The organism is Sporichthya polymorpha DSM 43042, assembly GCF_000384115.1.
GTDB lineage: Bacteria > Actinomycetota > Actinomycetes > Sporichthyales > Sporichthyaceae > Sporichthya > Sporichthya polymorpha.
Map to the genome: position 1 here is coordinate 2,650,915 of NZ_KB913029.1, position 17,703 is coordinate 2,668,617.

The 17,703-nt window shown below is 72.1% G+C and carries 16 protein-coding genes; 9 read left to right on the forward strand and 7 right to left on the reverse strand.

The features are described 5' to 3' along the window. The first annotated feature begins 113 nt into the window (after positions 1 to 113). From SPOPO_RS0113020 to SPOPO_RS0113045, 6 genes are all read left to right on the forward strand, one after another. Positions 114 to 560: a universal stress protein gene (locus SPOPO_RS0113020; protein WP_019875248.1), complete on the forward strand. Its 447-nt coding sequence runs from the start codon at positions 114 to 116 to the stop codon at positions 558 to 560. Beyond that, on the forward strand, positions 557 to 1,453 hold the full coding sequence (locus SPOPO_RS29405; RefSeq protein ID WP_019875249.1) for a universal stress protein: 897 nt from the start codon (positions 557 to 559) through the stop codon (positions 1,451 to 1,453). Before SPOPO_RS0113020 ends, SPOPO_RS29405 begins: the two co-directional genes overlap by 4 nt. A gap of 78 nt (positions 1,454 to 1,531) precedes the next feature. Next, entirely contained in the window at positions 1,532 to 2,038 is a 507-nt protein-coding gene (locus SPOPO_RS29410; protein WP_019875250.1) for a universal stress protein, read from the forward strand. Further along, positions 2,035 to 3,342 (forward strand): universal stress protein, encoded by a 1,308-nt coding sequence (locus tag SPOPO_RS0113035; RefSeq protein WP_019875251.1) that lies wholly within the window; start codon positions 2,035 to 2,037, stop codon positions 3,340 to 3,342. The genes SPOPO_RS29410 and SPOPO_RS0113035 overlap by 4 nt, the downstream gene beginning before the upstream one ends. Continuing rightward, entirely contained in the window at positions 3,342 to 3,758 is a 417-nt protein-coding gene (locus SPOPO_RS29415; RefSeq protein WP_019875252.1) for a pyridoxamine 5'-phosphate oxidase family protein, read from the forward strand. The genes SPOPO_RS0113035 and SPOPO_RS29415 overlap by 1 nt, the downstream gene beginning before the upstream one ends. Positions 3,759 to 3,870: 112 nt before the next feature. Next, a complete protein-coding gene (locus SPOPO_RS0113045; RefSeq protein WP_019875253.1) occupies positions 3,871 to 4,680 on the forward strand; it encodes a hypothetical protein in 810 nt (269 codons plus the stop codon). Here SPOPO_RS0113045 and SPOPO_RS0113050 read toward each other — a convergent pair. The 5 genes from SPOPO_RS0113050 to SPOPO_RS0113070 all read right to left on the reverse strand — a co-directional run bounded on the left by SPOPO_RS0113050 (position 4,580) and on the right by SPOPO_RS0113070 (position 12,310). Then, positions 4,580 to 6,358, reverse strand: a complete 1,779-nt coding sequence (locus SPOPO_RS0113050; RefSeq protein ID WP_020629230.1) for an HNH endonuclease signature motif containing protein — start codon at positions 6,356 to 6,358, stop codon at positions 4,580 to 4,582. The genes SPOPO_RS0113045 and SPOPO_RS0113050 overlap by 101 nt on opposite strands. A gap of 97 nt (positions 6,359 to 6,455) precedes the next feature. After that, positions 6,456 to 8,129: a thiol reductant ABC exporter subunit CydC gene (gene cydC, locus SPOPO_RS32810; RefSeq protein WP_019875255.1), complete on the reverse strand. Its 1,674-nt coding sequence runs from the start codon at positions 8,127 to 8,129 to the stop codon at positions 6,456 to 6,458. Further along, the gene (gene cydD, locus SPOPO_RS32815; protein WP_019875256.1) at positions 8,126 to 9,799 is read right to left on the reverse strand and encodes a thiol reductant ABC exporter subunit CydD; all 1,674 of its coding nucleotides are present in this window, start codon (positions 9,797 to 9,799) and stop codon (positions 8,126 to 8,128) included. The genes cydC and cydD overlap by 4 nt, the downstream gene beginning before the upstream one ends. Continuing rightward, entirely contained in the window at positions 9,796 to 10,875 is a 1,080-nt protein-coding gene (gene cydB, locus SPOPO_RS0113065) for a cytochrome d ubiquinol oxidase subunit II (protein ID WP_019875257.1), read from the reverse strand. The genes cydD and cydB overlap by 4 nt, the downstream gene beginning before the upstream one ends. Before the next feature lie 40 nt (positions 10,876 to 10,915). Continuing rightward, positions 10,916 to 12,310 (reverse strand): cytochrome ubiquinol oxidase subunit I, encoded by a 1,395-nt coding sequence (locus SPOPO_RS0113070; protein ID WP_019875258.1) that lies wholly within the window; start codon positions 12,308 to 12,310, stop codon positions 10,916 to 10,918. Between the two features lie 223 nt (positions 12,311 to 12,533). Here SPOPO_RS0113070 and SPOPO_RS29425 point away from each other — a divergent pair, with 223 nt between their 5' ends. The 3 genes from SPOPO_RS29425 to SPOPO_RS0113085 are packed head-to-tail and all read left to right on the forward strand — an operon-like array spanning position 12,534 to position 16,192. Continuing rightward, entirely contained in the window at positions 12,534 to 13,076 is a 543-nt protein-coding gene (locus SPOPO_RS29425; protein WP_019875259.1) for a flavodoxin domain-containing protein, read from the forward strand. Between the two features lie 3 nt (positions 13,077 to 13,079). Next, positions 13,080 to 14,756: an HAD hydrolase family protein gene (locus SPOPO_RS0113080; protein WP_019875260.1), complete on the forward strand. Its 1,677-nt coding sequence runs from the start codon at positions 13,080 to 13,082 to the stop codon at positions 14,754 to 14,756. 32 nt (positions 14,757 to 14,788) lie between these two features. Then, a complete protein-coding gene (locus SPOPO_RS0113085; protein ID WP_019875261.1) occupies positions 14,789 to 16,192 on the forward strand; it encodes a DUF4389 domain-containing protein in 1,404 nt (467 codons plus the stop codon). 33 nt (positions 16,193 to 16,225) lie between these two features. Here SPOPO_RS0113085 and SPOPO_RS0113090 read toward each other — a convergent pair whose 3' ends face one another. Next, on the reverse strand, positions 16,226 to 16,651 hold the full coding sequence (locus tag SPOPO_RS0113090) for a universal stress protein (RefSeq protein WP_019875262.1): 426 nt from the start codon (positions 16,649 to 16,651) through the stop codon (positions 16,226 to 16,228). Between the two features lie 28 nt (positions 16,652 to 16,679). Continuing rightward, entirely contained in the window at positions 16,680 to 17,702 is a 1,023-nt protein-coding gene (locus SPOPO_RS0113095) for an Acg family FMN-binding oxidoreductase (protein ID WP_019875263.1), read from the reverse strand. Position 17,703 lies beyond the last annotated feature (1 nt).

A 17,703-nucleotide genomic window follows, 5' to 3' on the forward strand; every position in this document is an offset into this window, starting at 1 on the left:
AGTTGTCGATGGCCCGGGACCTTCGGCTCCCGCAATCGGGGCGGATCGGACCTGATACGCCGCCGCCTCAGGGGGCAGCCTCGAGGGGAGGAGCGAGACCGGAGGAGGACGACATGAGTGGCACCAACGACCGGATCGTCGTCGGGGTGGACGGGTCCCCGGAGGCAGAGGCCGCTCTGCGCTGGGCGAACGCCGCGGCGCAGCGCAACGGCGCGACGCTCGACGTCGTGACGGCCTGGTCCTTGCCGGCCGCCTTCAGCTGGGACGTCGGCGCCTACGGCATCGACTGGCAGGGTGACGCCGAGAAGTCGCTGCAGGCCTCCCTCGACCGGGTCTTCGGATCCGAGCGACCGGCGAACCTGCGCACGTTCGCGCTCGAGGGCGACCCGGCCCACTGCCTGGTCGAGCACGCCAAGGGTGCCCAGATGCTCGTGGTCGGCAACCGCGGCCGCGGGGGCTTCCTCGGCCTGCTGCTCGGTTCTGTGAGTTCGAAGTGCGCCGCGCACGCGAAGTGTCCGGTGCTGATCGTCCACGCCGACGACGACGTCCCCGCGGAGTGAGCGGGATCCTCGTCGCGGTCGACGGATCCGCGTCCGCCGCGGCCGCGGTGACGGTCGCGGCCGAACACGCGGCCCGAGCGGCGGAGGCTCTGACGGTCGTTCACGTCGTCGAGCCCGCGTTGATCGGCCGGCCGCACGGGCCGGACCCGCTCCCGGACGCCGTCGCGGCCGCGCACACCGCGGGCCCGGGTGTCGAGATCCGCGCGCTCGGCCGGACCGGGCCGATCGACGACGTGCTCGTCGAACTCGCCCGGGACCACGACCTGCTCGTCGTGGGCAGTCGTGGACACGGCGCGGTGCGTGACGCGGCCCTGGGGTCGCACGCCGTCGCCCTCGCCGCGGCGGCGCCGTGTCCGGTCCTGGTCGTCCGACCGGGGGCGGAGCGGCACCGGCCGGGGGGACCTGTCGTGGCAGCGCTGCGCGGGGATCCGACGCGCGACGAACCTGTCCTCGACGTCGCGTTCGCCGAGGCCACGCTGCGCGGGGTGCCCGTCGTCCTGGCCCACGGCGTGAGCCGCGGGGTGCCGGTGCGACGTCTCGCGCTGGCGGCCTTGGCGACGCTGACCGTGGGCGGGACCGATCACGGCCCCGATCTCCGGGCACACGCCCGGCGCTGGATCGAACGCCACCCCGACGTCGAGGTGCGCACCGAGGTGCGTCCCGGCGCGGCGGCCGCCGCGCTGCTGGAGGCGGCGCGCGGGGCGTCCCTGATCGTCCTCGGCACCCGAGGCCGGGGGACGCGCGCCGGCCTCGTGCTCGGCTCGGTCAGTCAGGCAGTCCTGCACCACGCGCACAGCCTCGTGCTGCTCGTGCCGCCCCTCCTCGTCCCGCCTCTCCCCGTCCCGCCGCCGGGCGGTCCCGACTCGAAAGGGTCGAGGGTCCCACGCCAGTGAGGACCGCTTCCTCTGCCTCTGGGCCGCCTCGACGACGGACTCTTGAGAGATAAGAGGAAGAACGAGCAGAGGAACGCAATGCGGACCAGGAAGAGCCACCGTGAGTCGCGCGGACGGATCGTCGTCGGGACCGACGGGTCCCATGCTTCCGTCGCCGCGGTGCGTTGGGCGCTCGACGCCGCCCAGCAGACCGACAGCTGGCTCGACGTGGTGCTCGTCCGCAGTCCCGCGATCGACTTCGGGTGGCTGGGCACTCCGCCGATTCACGGGTGGGCCCAGGAGTCCGGTCTGGCCGGGCACCTACTCCTTGCCCGGCTGCTGGACACGGTGACTGAGCCGGTTCCCGAGATCGTGCGAACCTTCGTGATCGAAGGTGATCCCGCGGAGTGCTTGATCGCCCACGCCCACGGTGCCGATGTTCTCGTTCTCGCCGACCGGGGAACCGGCGGCTTCCTCGGCCTCCGGCTCGGCTCGGTGGCCTCGGCCTGTTCGGTCGGCGCCTCCTGCCCCGTTCTCATCGTTCCCTCGGGTCGGCGAACCGACCTGGACCCGGCCCCCCGCACCACGACAGGAGCTCTCTCATGAGCAGCGGCGCTGTGACGACCCAGATTCCCCGCGCGGCGGCGGACACCCTGCGCCAGCAGCTCCGCGTCGTTGCGGAGGAGGAGTACCTCCGGCTCCGCACGATCGACCGGCCCGCTCTGCTCCTGCGCGGGGTGGCCGGGGCGGAAGCCGGCGAGGATCCCGACGTGACCACCGCCGAGCTCGAGGTGGTCGACGAGCGCATTGCCGCGCTCGACCACTTCCTGCACCGGACCTCGACCGACCTCACGTCCGCGGGTCGCGTGCTGCTGGTGGATCGAGGAGACGGTCCCGAGTACCTGCTGGTGTCCGAGCTTCCGGTCGTCGACGAACGAGTCGTCGCGGCCGACGCGCCGTTGGGCAAGGCACTCTGCGACGCGGTCGCCGGTCAGACCGTCACCTATGTCACGCCGAGCGGGTCGTGCGAGGCCTACGTCATCGCCACCGAACCGATCGAGCCGGGACCGGCCCTCCCCGCCGGTGCGTACGGAGTTCCAGCCGCCGAGGTGCTGGTCGGGTTCGACGGCAGCCCGTCCTCTCGGACCGCGGTCGCGTGGGCAGCGAAGGAGGCCGCGCTCCGGGCCCGGCCGCTCCGGGTCCTCCACGCCCGTGCGAGCGCCGAGCCGAGCGTGCGCGCCGACGGGACGCTGTCCGAGGGGATTCAGTTGGCGTTGACCGACCTGGGCGCGGACCGTATCCGTGCCACGGCCGTCACCGGCCAACCGGCTCCACGCCTGGCCGAACGTGCCGATCGCGCCGAGCTGGTGGTCGTCGGGCGCGGCGGCGAGACCGACAACGGCCTCGGCCCCGTGGCGGAGAAGGTGCTGTCGGGGACCTCACGCACCACCGTGGTCGTTCCCCCGGCCGAGCCGCCGGCTCGCGGCCGGGTCGTGGTCGGACTGCACGACTCCTGGCACGCCGCCGACGCGCTGTCGGTGGGCTTCGCCGAAGCGCATCGCCGCGGAGCGCACCTGTTGGTGACGGTCATTCGTGACGCGGCCCGTGGCACCCACGACCTGGAGCCGGCGTTCCACGCCCCGGACGAGCAGGACCACGCGGAAGCGCTGCACCTGCCCGCTGCGGTGGCGGAGGTGGGGCAGGCCTATCCCGGAGTCCAGGTGCGGACCAGCGTTCAGACCGGACACTTCTCGACCGTGCTGACCGAGCTGTCCAACTCGGCCGACCTGGTCGTGCTCGGGATGGGCGGGCGGGCCCACGGGATGGGGCGCAAGGAGTTGCTCGTTGCGAGCCACGCCCGGTGTCCGGTCATCGTGGTCCGCGAAAGCTCTGGTCGAGGGGAGTTCTGATGTCTCTGCCCGGATCCGTGGTTCGGCACCTGGACCCGCTCGACGAGAAGACGGCGATGACGTTGCTGGCCCGCGAACAGGTGGGCCGGCTGGCCTTCTGCATGCACGGCGGACCGCACATCGAGGTCGTGAACTTCGTCGTGGTCGACGGGGACGTCATCTTCCGAATCGGTGTGAGTGCCAAACTCGCCGCGCTCGGCCGGGGCGGGGTGTTCGCCCTCCAGTGCGACCGCATCAACACGGGAACCCGCACCGGGTGGACCGTCACCGTCCAGGGACCGGCGCGGACGCTCAGTGCAGAGGAGGTCGCCGCTCTCCCCATTCAGCCTGACCCCTGGGCTCCGGGCGAACGGCCGCGAGTGGTCTGTCTGACCCCACGTCACATCTTCGGGCGGGTCCTCTCCGCCGACGAGTGAGATGTGTCAGAGGACGTGCTGCTCGCGGCCTCGCCGGCAGAAGGCCGAACGACCTGGGATTTCGGGACGAACGCCTCGGGCGGATCGGTCTGATTCGGACGACGATGGCGATATGGGATCGCCCCTCCGTCTGGTCCTCGCCCTCGCGGTGGCGGGTGCAGCGATGGCGGCAGCGCCCGCCGACGCCACCGCGCTGGTGTCGACCCCGACTGCGATGCCGGCGGTGCAGCGGGCCGTCGCCGCGGCGGCCAGGCTGCCGTTGCCGCCCGTTCCCCCGATCACGGTGATCGAGGACCCTGCGCTCCAAGCCCAGGGCCAGGTGCTCAACCGGACGATCTGGATCAACACCAACGCGGACGAGGCCTCGCAGGCCCGGACCGTGCTCCACGAGATCGGCCACGTGCTCGACGACTCCGGTGAGCTGGACACCAGCCCGGTGGTCGCCGCGCTGCGGAGGACGCCGACCGTGCGGGGCCTGATCGCCGACTCGCTCAACGGAGATGCTTGGGCCCGTTACGCCATCGCGGACGACGAACTCTTCGCCCGCGGGTTCGTGCAGTTCGTCGTAGAGCGCTCCGACGACGCCGCCCTGATCGACGCGGTCCGATCCTTCGAGCGGGCGCAATGGCCGGCCGACGAGTTCGCGCGGGTGACGTCTTCGTACGAGCGCCTGTTCGGAGTGTGGGGTCATCGCGGCAGCGGAGGCGTGGGACTCGACGTCGCCGCCGTGCTCGGCCGCTCGCCGACCCTGCCGAACCCCGTCGGCGTCGACGAGACCCCGGGGCGGGCCGCCCCAGGCAGCCCGGATCGTCCGACGTCGTTCAGGCGGCGTCGGTGTCGGGGCGGGGTTGATGTCGCTGGTCCTGTTGTTCCTGCTGCTGGTCGGGTTCGGGGTGGTGGTCCAGCAGGGGTGGGTTGGTGACGGGGTAGTGGATGCCGAGGCGGGTGGTCCAGCACCAGCGGTGTTCCTCGATGCGTTCGAGGGTCCAGCCGCCGTTGGTTTTGAGGTCGTGGTCGTGGGCGCATTCGGGGGCGAGGTTGTCCTCGATGGTGGGGCCGCCGAGGGCGTGGTCGTGGATGTGGTCGATCTGGGCGCGGTGGGAGGCCCGGTTGCAGGCGACGCCGATGCAGTCGGGGATGGCGAGTTGGAGGCGGCGGCGTTGGGTGAGGGTGGGGTAGCGGCGTCGGTGGGCGCGTTCTTGGCGGGCGATGACCTCGGCGAGGCGGGCGGGGTCACCGGATTGTTCGGCTTCGTCGCGTTCGGCCCATTCGCGCCAGTAGCGGTCTTCGGCGATGCGTTCCTGGCGGCCCAGGCTGCGTTGGAGGTGTTCGATGACCGGGATCCAGATCGGGTCCACGGGTGGGACGTCGGGGGAGTGGGCGCGTAGGGCGAGTTGGTCGAGCAGGTCGATGGGGACGAGCAGGTCGAGCACGCCCTTGGGGACCAGTTCGCCGCTCGGTTGGGCCCAGCCGGTGGGGCGGGGCCCGGCCAGGGCGGTGTGGGCGAGGCGGCCTTCGTCGTCGATGAACGCGACCCGCCAGGTTCCCAGGGCCATGCGTTGGGCGATCCGGCGGGCGCTGGCCGGGCTGATCGGTCCGGCCCCGGCCAACTCGGCGGGGTGTTCGTCGAACCCGAGCAGGGTGGAGAACTTCACCCGCAGCACGACCCCGATGTAGGGGGAGTACCGGGCGCTGTGCGCCAACCCGGCGCGCACCCCGGCCGGGAGCGGGTCATCCACGTGCCGGGCCGGCTCAGCCGCGCTCGTTGTGGACTCGGTCTCGCCGTCGGTCCCGGCGCTGTTCTCGTCCTCGCTGTTCTCGTCCTGGCCGTCTCCGCTGTCCGGGATCGGTTCGGGGCGGGTCTTGGCGTAGTCGGCGAGGATTTCGGCGTCGGAGAAGCCGGTCCAGGTGCCGTCGAGGCAGCCGAGGTAGAGGTCGGAGCGGGTGGCGTCGATCCCGCGGGGGTCACCGTCGCGTTTGGCGGCGTCGGCCAGGGCGTGGATGCGGCCCTTGGCGGCGGCGACCCGGTCGACCTCGAGTTGCTGTCCGGCCAGGTCCGCGGTCCCGTCCGGGTTCTGCCAGGAGATGACGCGGCGTTTGCGGACTGCGTCGGTGTAGCGGCGTTCGGCCCAGGTCGGGTCGAGCGCGATCGCGCGTTTCTTGATCCGGGCGACGAGCTTGCCGGTCACCCAGGGCTGCTCGGCCGACAGGCCGCAGTGCGGCAGGACCTCGGCGCAGATCTGGTGGGCGTGGGCGTCGGAGAGGTCCTTGACCCAGAACACGATCGCGGCGGCCTGGCGTTCGTCCAGGTCCCCGGTGGCCATCGCGGCGTGCAGTTCGGGCAGGCGCCGGCACACCGTCCAGGCCAGATCCACCAGCGCGGCGGCGGCCGGGACCGAGAGGGAGTACATGGCCCGGACCTCATCGACCGAGTACCGCTCCGGTTCGGCCATCCGCGCCACCCGGGCCCCGGAGTCCGGCGCGCAGGCGGCGACCTCGGCCACCGCCGCCAGGCGCGCGGCGGCGGCGATGTTCAGGGTGCGCTGAGCCGCAACCGCGTGCGCGACACACTCCGCGCCGGTCAGCCCGCTCAGCTCCATACCCCGGAACCTAGCGCCCACCACCGACAAAACTATCCCTGGGGGCGACCGGCAGAATGACCGCAACATGTTGTGTCGTAGGCATCCTGACGGACACTCAGCCCGCCGCTGCGGTCCAGGTGTGCGAGCGTCCATGGACGAGTTCGACCACCGCGTCGACGCCCCTGAGGGCGGCGCGGTCGTGGGTGATGAGGAGGGTGGTCCGCCCGGCGGTGACGTCGAGCAGGTCCCGCATGAGCTCCGCGGCGGTCGCGGGATCGAGGTGCTCGGTGGGTTCGTCGAGGATCAGGATCTCGGCGTCGGTGAGCAGGGCGCGCGCGAGTGCGAGACGTCGAGCCTGGCCACCGGAGAGGGCCGACCCCGCCGGGCCGACGGCCGTGTCGAGGCCTCGGGGCTGCTTCCGCAGCCAGTCGCCGAGCCGGGCGGCGTCGAGTGCGGCCCAGAGTTCGTGGTCCGACGCGTCGGGTCGGGCGAGCACGAGATTGGCCCGAATCGTGGAGTCGAACAGGTACGCGTCCTGACCACAGGTCGCGACGACGCGGCGGACGTCGTCGGCGGCGAGCGTGCGGGTGTCGACGCCGTCGAGCAGCACCGCTCCACCACGCGGTTCGACGAACCGCAGGATCGCGGCGGCCAGGGTCGACTTGCCCGACCCGCTCTCGCCGACGACCGCGACGCGGTGTCCGGGCCGCAGCTCCAGACAGACGTCGTGCAGCACGTCCGGCCCGTCCGGCCACCCGGCCCGCAGGTGTTCGACGCGCAGGGTGTGCGGGCCCGGCCGGAGCGTCGCGGGCGTGGCCGGCTCGGCCACGGGCGCCGGCGCATCGAGCACCTCGAACACCCGCGTGAGCCCACCGCGGGCGGCATCGAGCCGTCGGACCGCCTCCGGGACCTGGCCGACCACCTCGAACACGGCGATCGGTGTCAGGACGACGACGGCGAGCAGCACCGGATCCAAGCCACCCGCGTGCACCTGGTGGGTGCCGAACGCCAGCAGCGTCCACACGACGGCGCCCACGACGAGCGCCATCGCGGTCGCGGCCGCGGCCTGCACGAAGGTAGAACGCCGGTCCGCCCGCGCCAGCGCTCGTTCGGTCTCGGCGATCGCGGCGAGACGGTCCGGGACCGCGCCGTACGCGCGGTAGGTGTCGAGGCCGTCGACGAGGTCGACGGTCTGACCGGCGAGCCGGCCACGCAGCGCGGCGGGAGCGCGCTCGGCCTCCGCCGCCAGGGCGCTCTGCAGCAGGGGGACAACGACGCCCACCATGACCAGCCCGGCGAGCAGGATCAGCCCGGCCGGCAGGGCGATGGCACCGAGCAGGACCACGGCCGCAAGACCGGTTCCGGACGCCACCGCCAGGGGCAGCAGCCCGCGGACGAGCACGTCCGGCACGGCGTCGACGTCGGCCGCGAAGCGGGCGGTGAGGTCCCCGCGGTTGAAGCCGCGTAACCCCGCGGGCGCGATGCGCTCGGCCGCCTCGAAGCACCGGACCCGCACGTCGGCGAGCAGGCGCAGCGCGGCGTCGTGGGCGACCAGGCGCTCGGCGTACCGGAGCACCCCGCGTCCGATGCCGAAGGTCCGGACGGCGACGATCGCGACCATCAGCATCAGGACGGGTGGATGCTGCGCGGCCCGGGAGATCAACCAGGCGGAGACGGCCGTCAGGCCCACCGCGGCGAGCGACGCGAGACAGCCCAGCAACGCGGCCAGGGCGAGCCGCGGCGCGGCGGGCCGGGCGAGCCGGAGCAGGCGCAGCACCGGGCCCGTCATGCCGCCACCTCCGCGTCCACCAGCACAACGCCGACGTCGGCGACGTGGTCGAGGTCCACCACGCGGTCGGCGAGGTCCCGGAGCGCGGGCCGATGGGTGACGACGACGATTGTCCGCTCGGGCGCCTGCGCGCGGATCGCCGCGGCGACGCGACGTTCGGTCTCGGCGTCGAGGTCCGCGGTCGGTTCGTCGAGCAGGAGGAGCGGGGCGTCGCGCAGGAACGCCCGGGCCAGCGTGACGCGGCGGCGCTCGCCGGCGGACAGTCCGGCGCCGCCCTCGCCGATCTCGGCGTCGAGTCCGGCGGGCAGCCGCGCGAGCAGGTCGCCGAGGGCGGAGAGCTCCGCCGCCTGCGCGACCTCAAGGTCGGTCGCGGCCGGACGGCCCAGGCGGATGTTGTCCGCGAGCGACCCGGCGAACAGGAACGGCTGCTGCCCGACCCACGCGACGCGCGACCGCCAGGCCTCGGCGTCGATCTCCGCGAGGTCGGTCCCGCCGATCTCGATGTGCCCGGCCGGTGCGGGGGTCAGCGCGGCGAGCACGCGCAGCAGCGTGGACTTCCCGCTGCCGCTCGAGCCGGTGACCGCGAGCAGTTCACCGGGACGGACGCTCATCGTGAGGTCGACGGGTGCGGGACGGTCCCGGTCGGGGTGATCGATCGTCAGGTCGCGAACTGTCAGAGTGAGGCTCGCGGGGTCCGGTGCCGCCTGACGACCGCCCGGGAGCGGAGTGGAGTCGATCAGGTCGAGGGCGTCGGCGGCGGCCGTGATTCCCTCCTCGCTCGTGTGGTGGAGGGCGCCGAGGCGGCGCAACGGGAGGTAGGCCTCGGGCGCGAGGATCAGCACGGTGAGCGCGGTCTGCAGCGACAGGTGGCCCTCGACGAGACGGAGGCCGACCCCGACGGCCACCAGCGCGACGGACAACGTCGCTACCAACTCGAGCACGAGCGAAGAGAGGAACGCCAGACGCAGGGTCCGCAGGGTCGCGACGCGGTAGCGGTTGCTGATCTCGGCGATCGTGGCGACCTGGGCGCGAGACCGGCGGAACGCCTTCAGGGTGGGAAGGCCGCGCACGACGTCGGCGAAGTGGCCGCCGAGCCGGGTCAGCAGGCGCATCTGACGCCGTGTGTAGGAAGCGGTGGACAGGCCGACCAGCGCGAGGAACAGCGGAATCAGCGGAAGGGTGATCGCGACGGTCGCCGCGGCGGTCAGGTCGGTGACCGCCAGCCCGCCCAGCACCAGGAGCGGCACGACGGCGACCTGGGTCAGCGCCGGGAGGTAGCGGCCGACGTAGCCGTCGAGCGCGTCCAGACCGGTGGACGTCAGCGTCGCGATCTCGCCCGGGGGACGACCCTGGCCGGCCCCGGCCGCGACCGCGGCGAGGGTCTGAGCCCGCAGTTCCGCCTTCACCCGCCCGGCCGCGCGGCGGCCGAGGAGGTCCTCGAGTCCCGCGAGACCGGCGCGAGCGACCAGCACCGCCGCGAGCGCGGCGAGAACGCCTTCGAGCTCCGCCAGATCGGACCGGCCCGTGAAAGCACGGGCGATCGCGGTGGCGAGCAGTACCGCTTGCGCCAGCGTGAGGCCGGCGCCGACCGCCGCCAGCACCCCGCAGGCCGCCAGGTGGCGACGGACACTGCGGGTGCGGCGCGCCAGGCGAGGATCGACCGGCTTCACTGCATGCCCTGCAGCGTCTCCCGCGGGGCTTCCGGCTCCAGTGCCGGCGCCGCCAGGGCCGCCGACACGGCCTTGGGCATCGCCAGGGCCGGGATGTGCTCGACCCCGACGCGGGCGCGGAACACCCAGTACGTCCAGGCCTGGTAGGCGACGACCATCGGGGTCAGGATCAGCGCGACCCAGGTCATGACGGTGAGCGTGTAGCCGGTGGACGAGGCGTTCGTGACGGTCAGTGAGTTCGCTGGGTCCGTCGCCGGGAGCACGTTCGGGTAGAGCGCGACGAACAGGGAGACGGTGGCGAGGACGATCGTCGCGCCGGTGGCGACGAACGCCCATCCGTCCCGCGAGGCGGCGGTGAGACCGAGGGCCGCGACGAGGGTGAGAGCGGCGAGCACGGAGATGGCGATGGCCGCCACGTCCCGCTGGTCGACCGCCGTCCAGGTGAGGAACGCGACTGCGGCCGCGATCGCCACCGGGGCGATGTTCTGGGTCGCCTGCTGGGCGCGGTCCCGGACCTCGCCGGTCGTCCGCAGCGTTAGAAAGACGGCTCCGTGGAGCAGGAAGAGCGTCAGCGTCACGGCGCCGCCGAGCAGCGCGTACGGGTTGAGCAGGGTGAAGAAGCTGCCGGAGTACTCGTGGTCGGCCGAGAGGGGGACGCCGCGGACGATGTTGCCGAACGCGACACCCCAGAGCACGGCCGGCAGTGCGCTGCCGATCACGATGCACAGGTCCCAGCGCCGGCGCCAGGTGTCGTCATCCATCTTGCCGCGGTACTCGAACGCGACCCCGCGGACGATGAGAGCGACGAGGATCAGCAGGAGCGGCAGGTAGAAGCCGCTGAACAAAGTGGCGTACCACTCAGGGAAGGCGGCGAAGGTCGCGCCGCCGGCGACCAGCAACCAGACCTCGTTGCCGTCCCACACCGGGCCGAACGTGTTGAGGACGACCCGCCGCTCGCGGTCGTTGCGGGCCAGCACCGGCATCAGCATCGCGGCGCCGAAGTCGAACCCCTCCAGCAGGAAGTACCCGCACCACAGGGTCGCGATCAACAGGAACCAGAGTGTCGTGAGTTCCATCGAATTCTCTTCTCGGCAGTCCGTCGGGATCGGTGGGCGGTCAGTAGGCGAAGGCGAGCGGTCGGTCGGACTCGTCGTCGTCGCTGTGCGACGTGACTTGCGGAGGCTCCGAACGGGCGTAGGTGAACAGCAGCTTCAGTTCGACGGCGGCGAGCACCCCGTAGAGGAGCGTCAGCACGGTCAGCGAGGTCGCGACGTCGAAGGTCGAGACCGTGGGGGAGACGCTGTCCTCGGTCTGCAGGACGCCGAAGACGGTCCAGGGCTGGCGGCCCATCTCGGTGAAGATCCAGCCGAAGGTGTTGGCGAGCAACGGCAGCGTCACGGCTGACGCCGTGCCCAGGTAGAACAGGCGGCTGCGGGGGACCCGGCCGCGTCGGGTGACCCAGAGCCCGACCAGGGCGATCAGGATCGCGAGCGTGCCGAACCCGATCATCAGACGGAAGGACCAGTAGGTGACGGGGATGTTGGGCTTGTAGTCGCCGGGTCCGTAGGTGGCCTCGTACTGCTCCTGGATGTCGTTGATGCCCTCGACGGTGCCGTTGACGTCGTTGGTCGCCATGAACGAGAGCAGGCCGGGAACCCGGAGACTGGCGATCTCCTCGTCGCCGTCGAGCGAACCGATCGTGAACAGGGAGAAGCCGGCCTTGTCCGTGGTGTCGTACATCGCCTCCGCAGCAGCCATCTTCATCGGCTGCTGCTCGGTCATGATGCGGGCCTGGACGTCACCGCTGACCGCAGTACCGATGCCGGCGATCAGCAGGACCCACATCGCGAGCCGCATGCTCGGTCGGAAGACCTCGGGCGAGGACGCCCGGCGCACGTGCCAGGCCGCGATCGTGAGCATGAACGCGCCGGCCGTCATCAGGGCGGCGAGGATCGTGTGGGCAAAGGTCACGACGGCCGTGTTCTGGGTGAGCACGGCGCCGAAGTCGTGCAACTCGGCGCGCCCCCGCTCGCCGTTCATCTCGTAGCCGACCGGGTGCTGCATGAAGGAGTTCGCGGCGAGGATGAAGTAGGCGGACAGCCAGGTCCCGATGGCGAACAGCCAGACGCAGGCCAGGTGCACGCGCTTGGGCAGCCGGTCCCAGCCGAAGAGCCACAGCCCGAGGAAGGTCGACTCGAGGAAGAACGCGAGCAGGCCCTCGATCGCGAGCGGGGCGCCGAAGATGTCGCCGACGAAGCGCGAGTAGTCGCTCCAGTTCATGCCGAACTGGAACTCCTGGACGATGCCCGTCACCACGCCCATGGCGAAGTTGATGACGAGGAGCTTCCCCCAGAACTTCGTGGCCCGGAGGTACGCGTCCTTCCCGGTGCGGTGCCAGGCCGTCTGCAGACCGGCGACGAGCATCGAGAGGCCGAGGGTGATCGGCACGAACAGGAAGTGGTAGACGGTGGTGATTCCGAATTGCCACCGCGCGAGGTCGAGCGCGTCCACGGTTCCTCCGGTCGGACGGGTCGGCAGAGATCGATCTGTCCTCACCCTCGCCGTGTGAGCCGTCTCGGCTGCAGGGGCGGTGGTTGGGACCCGGCATGGACCTTTGGCCCGAAGTGGGTGAGTCGAGGGCCTCTGGGACTCCCCCCCGGCGCAGCGCAGGCTGAAGTGGAGGCGACGGCCGCCGGGATCACCGGACCGCGCCGCGACGCGAGGGAGCGAGGAGATGGACGGGCGCGTGCTGGTGGCGTACGGATCGAAGTGCGGGAGCACGAAGGAGATCGCCGAGGCGATCGCGATGGAGCTCCGGCTCCACCGGCTGGACGTCGACGTGCGCCCGGCGGATGTCGTCATGTCCGTGCACCCGTACGAGTTCGTGATCCTCGGCAGCGCGATCTACGCCGGCCGCTGGCGGCGACCGGCGATGCGTCTGCTCCGGCGGGAGCGCAAGGCGCTGATGGCCCGTCGCGTGTGGCTGTTCCAGAGCGGCCTGTCGGTCACCGGCCCCGGCCCGTGGAAGGATCCGACGCCCCCGGACGTCGCGACCCTCGCGGCGGAGATCGGTGTCTCCCGTCCGGTGACCTTCGCCGGCGCGCTGCTGCCGGAGACCGCCCGTGGTCTGTTGCCGCGGCTGATGGCCCGAACCAAGTCGGCGGGCGAGCATCGGGACTGGGACCGGATCCGCGCCTGGGCGCGCGAGATCAGCGCCGAGATCGCGATGCAGATCGGACGTTCGTGGAGCGCCTCCGGCCACGACTCGCTGCGGTGACCCGTGGCCGGTTTCGTGCGGGCGGTCGCCCTGGACCTGGACGGGACCCTGACGAGCGGTTCCGACCTGTCGGAGGGCGCGATGGCGGCCATCGAGGAAGCGCGCACCGAGGGCGTGGCGGCCATCCTGGTGACGGGACGGATCCGAGCCGAGATGGACGCCGAGTTCCCCGGGCTGGCGGACGCCTTCGACCTGGTGGTCGCCGAGAACGGCGCGGTGCTGCTGGGTCCTGACGGGGGACGGACCTTGGCCCGCCCCGTCGACGAGACGCTCGCCGTCGCGCTCCGTACGGCCGGCGTCTCGGTCCGGTCCGGAGAGGTCCTGCTCGCCGGTTCGGCGAACGACACGGATGTCGTGGTCGCCGAGGTGGCGCGGCTCGGTTTGGACTGCCAGCTCCTGCGTAACCGCAGCGAACTCATGGTCCTGCCGTCTGCAGTGTCGAAGGGCACCGGTCTGGTCGCGGCGCTGGACGAGCTCGGCATCTCGCCGCACAACACCGTCGCCGTCGGCGATGCCGAGAACGACCTCGCTCTCTTCGAGGTGGCTGAGCTCGGAGTGGCGGTGGCCAACGCGGTGCCGTCGCTCCAGCAGCACGCCGACCTCGTCCTCGCGGGCGCCGCGGGCGCCGCGGGCGACGGTGTGGCGGACTTCCTCGCCGGCCCCCTGGTCCGCGGCACCTGCCCGGTCCGTCCCGAGCGGCGCCGCCTGTCGATCGGGCACTTCCTCGACGGAGGGGTGGCGAGCGTGCCGGGTGCGCAGTCGAACATCCTCGTCTGCGGCGGGTCCGGCGCCGGGAAGTCGCACATGGCGGGCCTGCTCATCGAGCAGTGGGTCACCGCGGGCTACTCCGTGCTCGTGGTGGACGTCGAGGGCGACCACATCGGGCTCGGTCACCTCCGCAACACCGCGGTGCTGGGCGACGGTGCCCAGTTGCCCACCCCCCACGAACTGATCAGCGTGCTCCGCGCCCAACGCTCGAGCGTCGTCCTCGACCTGTCGGGCACCTCGCCCGCTCACCGTGTTGCCTACCTCCACGACGTCGCGAGTGTTGTGGAGGCCGAGCGCGCGGTGACCGGGGTGCCGCACTGGATCGTCATCGACGAGGCGCACCAGACGCTCGGGGGCGCGGGCGCGGCGACGGCGATCTTCCGCCCCGCCGACCTCGGGTACTGCCTGATCACCTACGTTCCGGAGCAGTTGAGCGAGACCGCGCTGGCGGCGATCGACCTGACGATCCGGGTGACGGGTGCGCCCCTGCCAGGGGTTGCCGGGACGGGGACGGCCCTGCTTCGCGAGGGCGGCGGTCCCGAACGCGAGTTCGCCCTGACGCCGCGGCGGACACCCCATCGTCGCCACTGGCACAAGTACGTCACCCAGCCGTTGCCCGGGCACCAGTGGTTCCGGTTCCGGTCCCCGACCGGGACGGAGCTGACGGCCGCCCGTGATCTGCGCGAGTTCGCCAAAATGCTGCACGACGTCGAGGCCACCTCGGCGGAGCACCACCTCGGCCGGGGCGATTTCTCCCGCTGGGTTGTCGGCACCCTCCAGGACCGCGAGCTCGGCGCCGCCGTCGCAGCGGTGGAACGAGATCTGCTTGCGCGCCGGGCTCACGACGTGGAGCGAGCCCGCGACCGGATTCTCGCCGAGATCGCCGAGCGCTACGACGACGCGCCGCAGTGAGCGCTGCGCGCGCAGGAGGAGAGGAGTCGAGGATGGACACGATGGAGCGGGTCACCGCACGGCCCTACCCGGTGCGGGTGAGCGGCCGACGTGACCCCGAGCTCTCGCGCTGGCTGTGGCTGGTGAAGTGGGCGGCCGCGCTGCCGCACTTCGTCATCCTCGCGTTCCTCTGGCTGGCGTTCGTCGTCCTCACCGCCGTCGCCGGCGTCGCGATCCTCCTGACGGGGCGTTACCCCGCGGCGATCTTCGACTTCAACGTCGGGGTCCTGCGCTGGACCTGGCGGGTGCAGCACTATTCCTACGGTGCGCTCGGGACCGACCGGTACCCGCCCTTCACCCTCGCCGATGTGCCGGACTACCCGGCCCGGCTGGAGATCGACCGGCCCGAGCGACTGTCCCGCGGCCTGGTGCTCGTGAAGTGGTGGCTGCTGGCGATCCCGCACTACGTGATCGTCGCGCTGTTCGTCGGCGGCTTCGGCCCGCTCTTCGACGGCGACGGATCCTTCCCCTGGATCTTCACCGGGCTCGTCGGGGTCCTGGTCCTCGCAGCCGGCGTCGTTCTGCTCTTCACGGGCCGTTACCCCGAGCCCCTGTACGACCTCGCGGTCGGCATGGACCGATGGGCGCTCCGGGTCGCGGCCTACGCCGGGTTGATGACCGATGCGTACCCGCCCTTCCGCCTCGACACCGGCGGGGCGGATCCGGGAACGGTCGAGGTCGACACGCCGGCGCCGAGCATCGCTCCGGAGGCGGCCGCCACCGGAACCGGATGGACGGCGCGGCGGGTGACCTCCGTCGTCGCGGGTGCGGTGCTCGCGTTGACCGGTAGCGGTCTGGCCGCCGCGGGCGGAGCGATGCTCTGGGCGGACCGCACCCAGCGGACCGACGGCCTGCTGATGACGCCGCACCGGCACTACGACACGTCCAGCTACGCCCTCGTGAGCGAGGAGATCGACCTTCCCGACCTCGACCTCGGACGCTTCGGCCCGGATTCCCTGCTCGGCACCGTCCGCGTCGAGGTACCGACCTCTGCTGCACAGCCGGTCTTCGTCGGGATTGCGCGCACCGACGACGTCGAGACATTCCTGAACGGGGTTGCTCATGCGAGGATCTCGGACCTCTCGCGCGACGCGGCGCCTGTCCTGGTTCCCGGCGACCGGGTCCCCGCGGACCCCGCATCGGCCGGCATCTGGGTCGCCTCGACGGCCGGGTCGCCTCCGCAGGCGCTGACGTGGGACTCCGAGGGCGGCGACTGGTCGGTCGTGCTGATGCCCCCCGACGGCAACGCCGGGTTCGGTCTCACGGTCCGCGCCGGCGCGGAGGTCCCGGCCCTGCCCTGGCTCGCTGGTGGCGCCCTCGGCCTGGGCGGCGTCCTGCTGATCGGTGGCCTGGTGCTCATGGTCGTCCCGGTCACCCGGGCCGCCCATCGCGTCTGACGTCGGGGCGCCGGGGAGTTCAGGTGCGGGGGTTCAGCGCGCGGGGACGATGACGACCGGGGTGGTGCCGCGGCGGACGCAGGCCTCGCTGACCGAACCGAGGAGGGTGGTGGCGAGCCCGCCCTTGCCGTGGCTGCCGACGACGAGGAGATCGGCGTCCCGGGCCGCGTCGAGGAGGACGTCGGCCGGCTTGCCGGGGACCACGCGGCTGGTGATGGTCGGCTGAGTTTCCTGATGGTGCATCAGGACATCCTGGAGGTCGTGGCGCAGTTGCGCGGTCGCGGTCTCCTCAGCGAGGTCCCGGCCGTCGGTGCCGCCGGCGGCGAAGGAGAGCGGCTCGGGCTGGTAGGCGAGGACCACGTCCAGCTTCGAGCCCGCCCCGAGGGCGTGGCGGACGGCCCAGTCCAGAGCCCGGCGTCCGCCGGCCGAACCGTCCACGCCGACGACGAGCCGTTCCATGGTGTCTCCCTGGGCTGGGGCACGACCCTCAGTGCCCGGTGAGGTGATCCTCGTGCAGAAAGTCCTGCAGGTCACGTCGGGGGACCGGTGCGGTGGCTCCCGCCCGTCCGATCCGGAAGAGGAACTGTGGGTAGAAGTTCAGCCCGAGTTCGCGCCGGAACTCACTGCGCGTCTCGGGGAGTTCGAGTGCCTGCATGATCGGGCTGGTCGCGTAGCCGAACCGGGCGATCTCCAGGAACACGTGCTCCAGGGCCTCGCCGGCTCGGAGCCAGTCGGAGCGGGAGTCGCCATCGGTCCCGAGCAGCATCATCGTTTGGTGGCGGGTGGAGTGCACGTCGGCGGGGAGCCGCCCGTGGCCGTGCGAGTCGAAGTCCCGGAGCGGGATCTCGTCGACGGTGCTTCCGTCGACCTTCGGCACCGCGATCGCGGGAACGCCGTCGGGGCGGTCGGGGTCGTCGGTGCTCCAGTTCCGAAGCTCGGCGCGGAAGGCGGGGTTCCCGAACTGGCGGGCGTCGGCACGGCGCGTCAGGCGGGCCACGACCTCGCGGTGCTCCTCGCGGTGGACGGCAGTGAGGATCGCGCCCTCGACCAGGGCGGCAGCGGAGAGCCGCGCGAGGAAGCCGGTCGAGATCTCGTCCTCGGTGAAGCGGGTTCGGTTGGTGCGGCGTAGCGGGATCGTCGCAGCGATCTCGCGCAGTGTGCCCCGGGCGGCACGCTCGTCCTCGTCGAGGTCGAGAGCGCCCAGGACCTCCAACCGTGCGAACACGAGCGAGTTCTCGCCCTCCGGGAACCGCGAGATCCGGTAGCCGGTGTCCTCACCGGCGAGCGAGGCGCGGGCGTTGAACAGGGCACAACCGCAGCTGATCCAGGACTGCCGCGCGTGGGGATCGATCGCCGGCACGAGGCGCTCCGGGTCGAGGGAGAGCACCAGGGCGTCGCCGTCGATCTCCATCCGCCACGGCTGGGTGTTGTGGATCGAGGGGGCCATCCGGGCGCGGTCCGCGGCGCGGCGCAGAGCCATGCGTGCGTGGTGGGACGTGGCGGCAGTCATC

Excerpts from the sequence above, each read along its gene's own strand:
- SPOPO_RS0113020 (WP_019875248.1), top strand. The coding sequence starts at position 114 with ATGAGTGGCACCAACGACCGGATCGTCGTCGGGGTGGACGGGTCCCCG.
- SPOPO_RS29410 (WP_019875250.1), top strand. The coding sequence starts at position 1,532 with ATGCGGACCAGGAAGAGCCACCGTGAGTCGCGCGGACGGATCGTCGTC.
- SPOPO_RS0113035 (WP_019875251.1), top strand. The coding sequence starts at position 2,035 with ATGAGCAGCGGCGCTGTGACGACCCAGATTCCCCGCGCGGCGGCGGAC.
- SPOPO_RS29415 (WP_019875252.1), top strand. The coding sequence starts at position 3,342 with ATGTCTCTGCCCGGATCCGTGGTTCGGCACCTGGACCCGCTCGACGAG.
- SPOPO_RS0113045 (WP_019875253.1), top strand. The coding sequence starts at position 3,871 with ATGGGATCGCCCCTCCGTCTGGTCCTCGCCCTCGCGGTGGCGGGTGCA.
- SPOPO_RS0113050 (WP_020629230.1), bottom strand. The coding sequence starts at position 6,358 with ATGGAGCTGAGCGGGCTGACCGGCGCGGAGTGTGTCGCGCACGCGGTT.
- cydC (WP_019875255.1), bottom strand. The coding sequence starts at position 8,129 with ATGACGGGCCCGGTGCTGCGCCTGCTCCGGCTCGCCCGGCCCGCCGCG.
- cydB (WP_019875257.1), bottom strand. The coding sequence starts at position 10,875 with ATGGAACTCACGACACTCTGGTTCCTGTTGATCGCGACCCTGTGGTGC.
- SPOPO_RS29425 (WP_019875259.1), top strand. The coding sequence starts at position 12,534 with ATGGACGGGCGCGTGCTGGTGGCGTACGGATCGAAGTGCGGGAGCACG.
- SPOPO_RS0113085 (WP_019875261.1), top strand. The coding sequence starts at position 14,789 with ATGGACACGATGGAGCGGGTCACCGCACGGCCCTACCCGGTGCGGGTG.
- SPOPO_RS0113090 (WP_019875262.1), bottom strand. The coding sequence starts at position 16,651 with ATGGAACGGCTCGTCGTCGGCGTGGACGGTTCGGCCGGCGGACGCCGG.
- SPOPO_RS0113095 (WP_019875263.1), bottom strand. The coding sequence starts at position 17,702 with ATGACTGCCGCCACGTCCCACCACGCACGCATGGCTCTGCGCCGCGCC.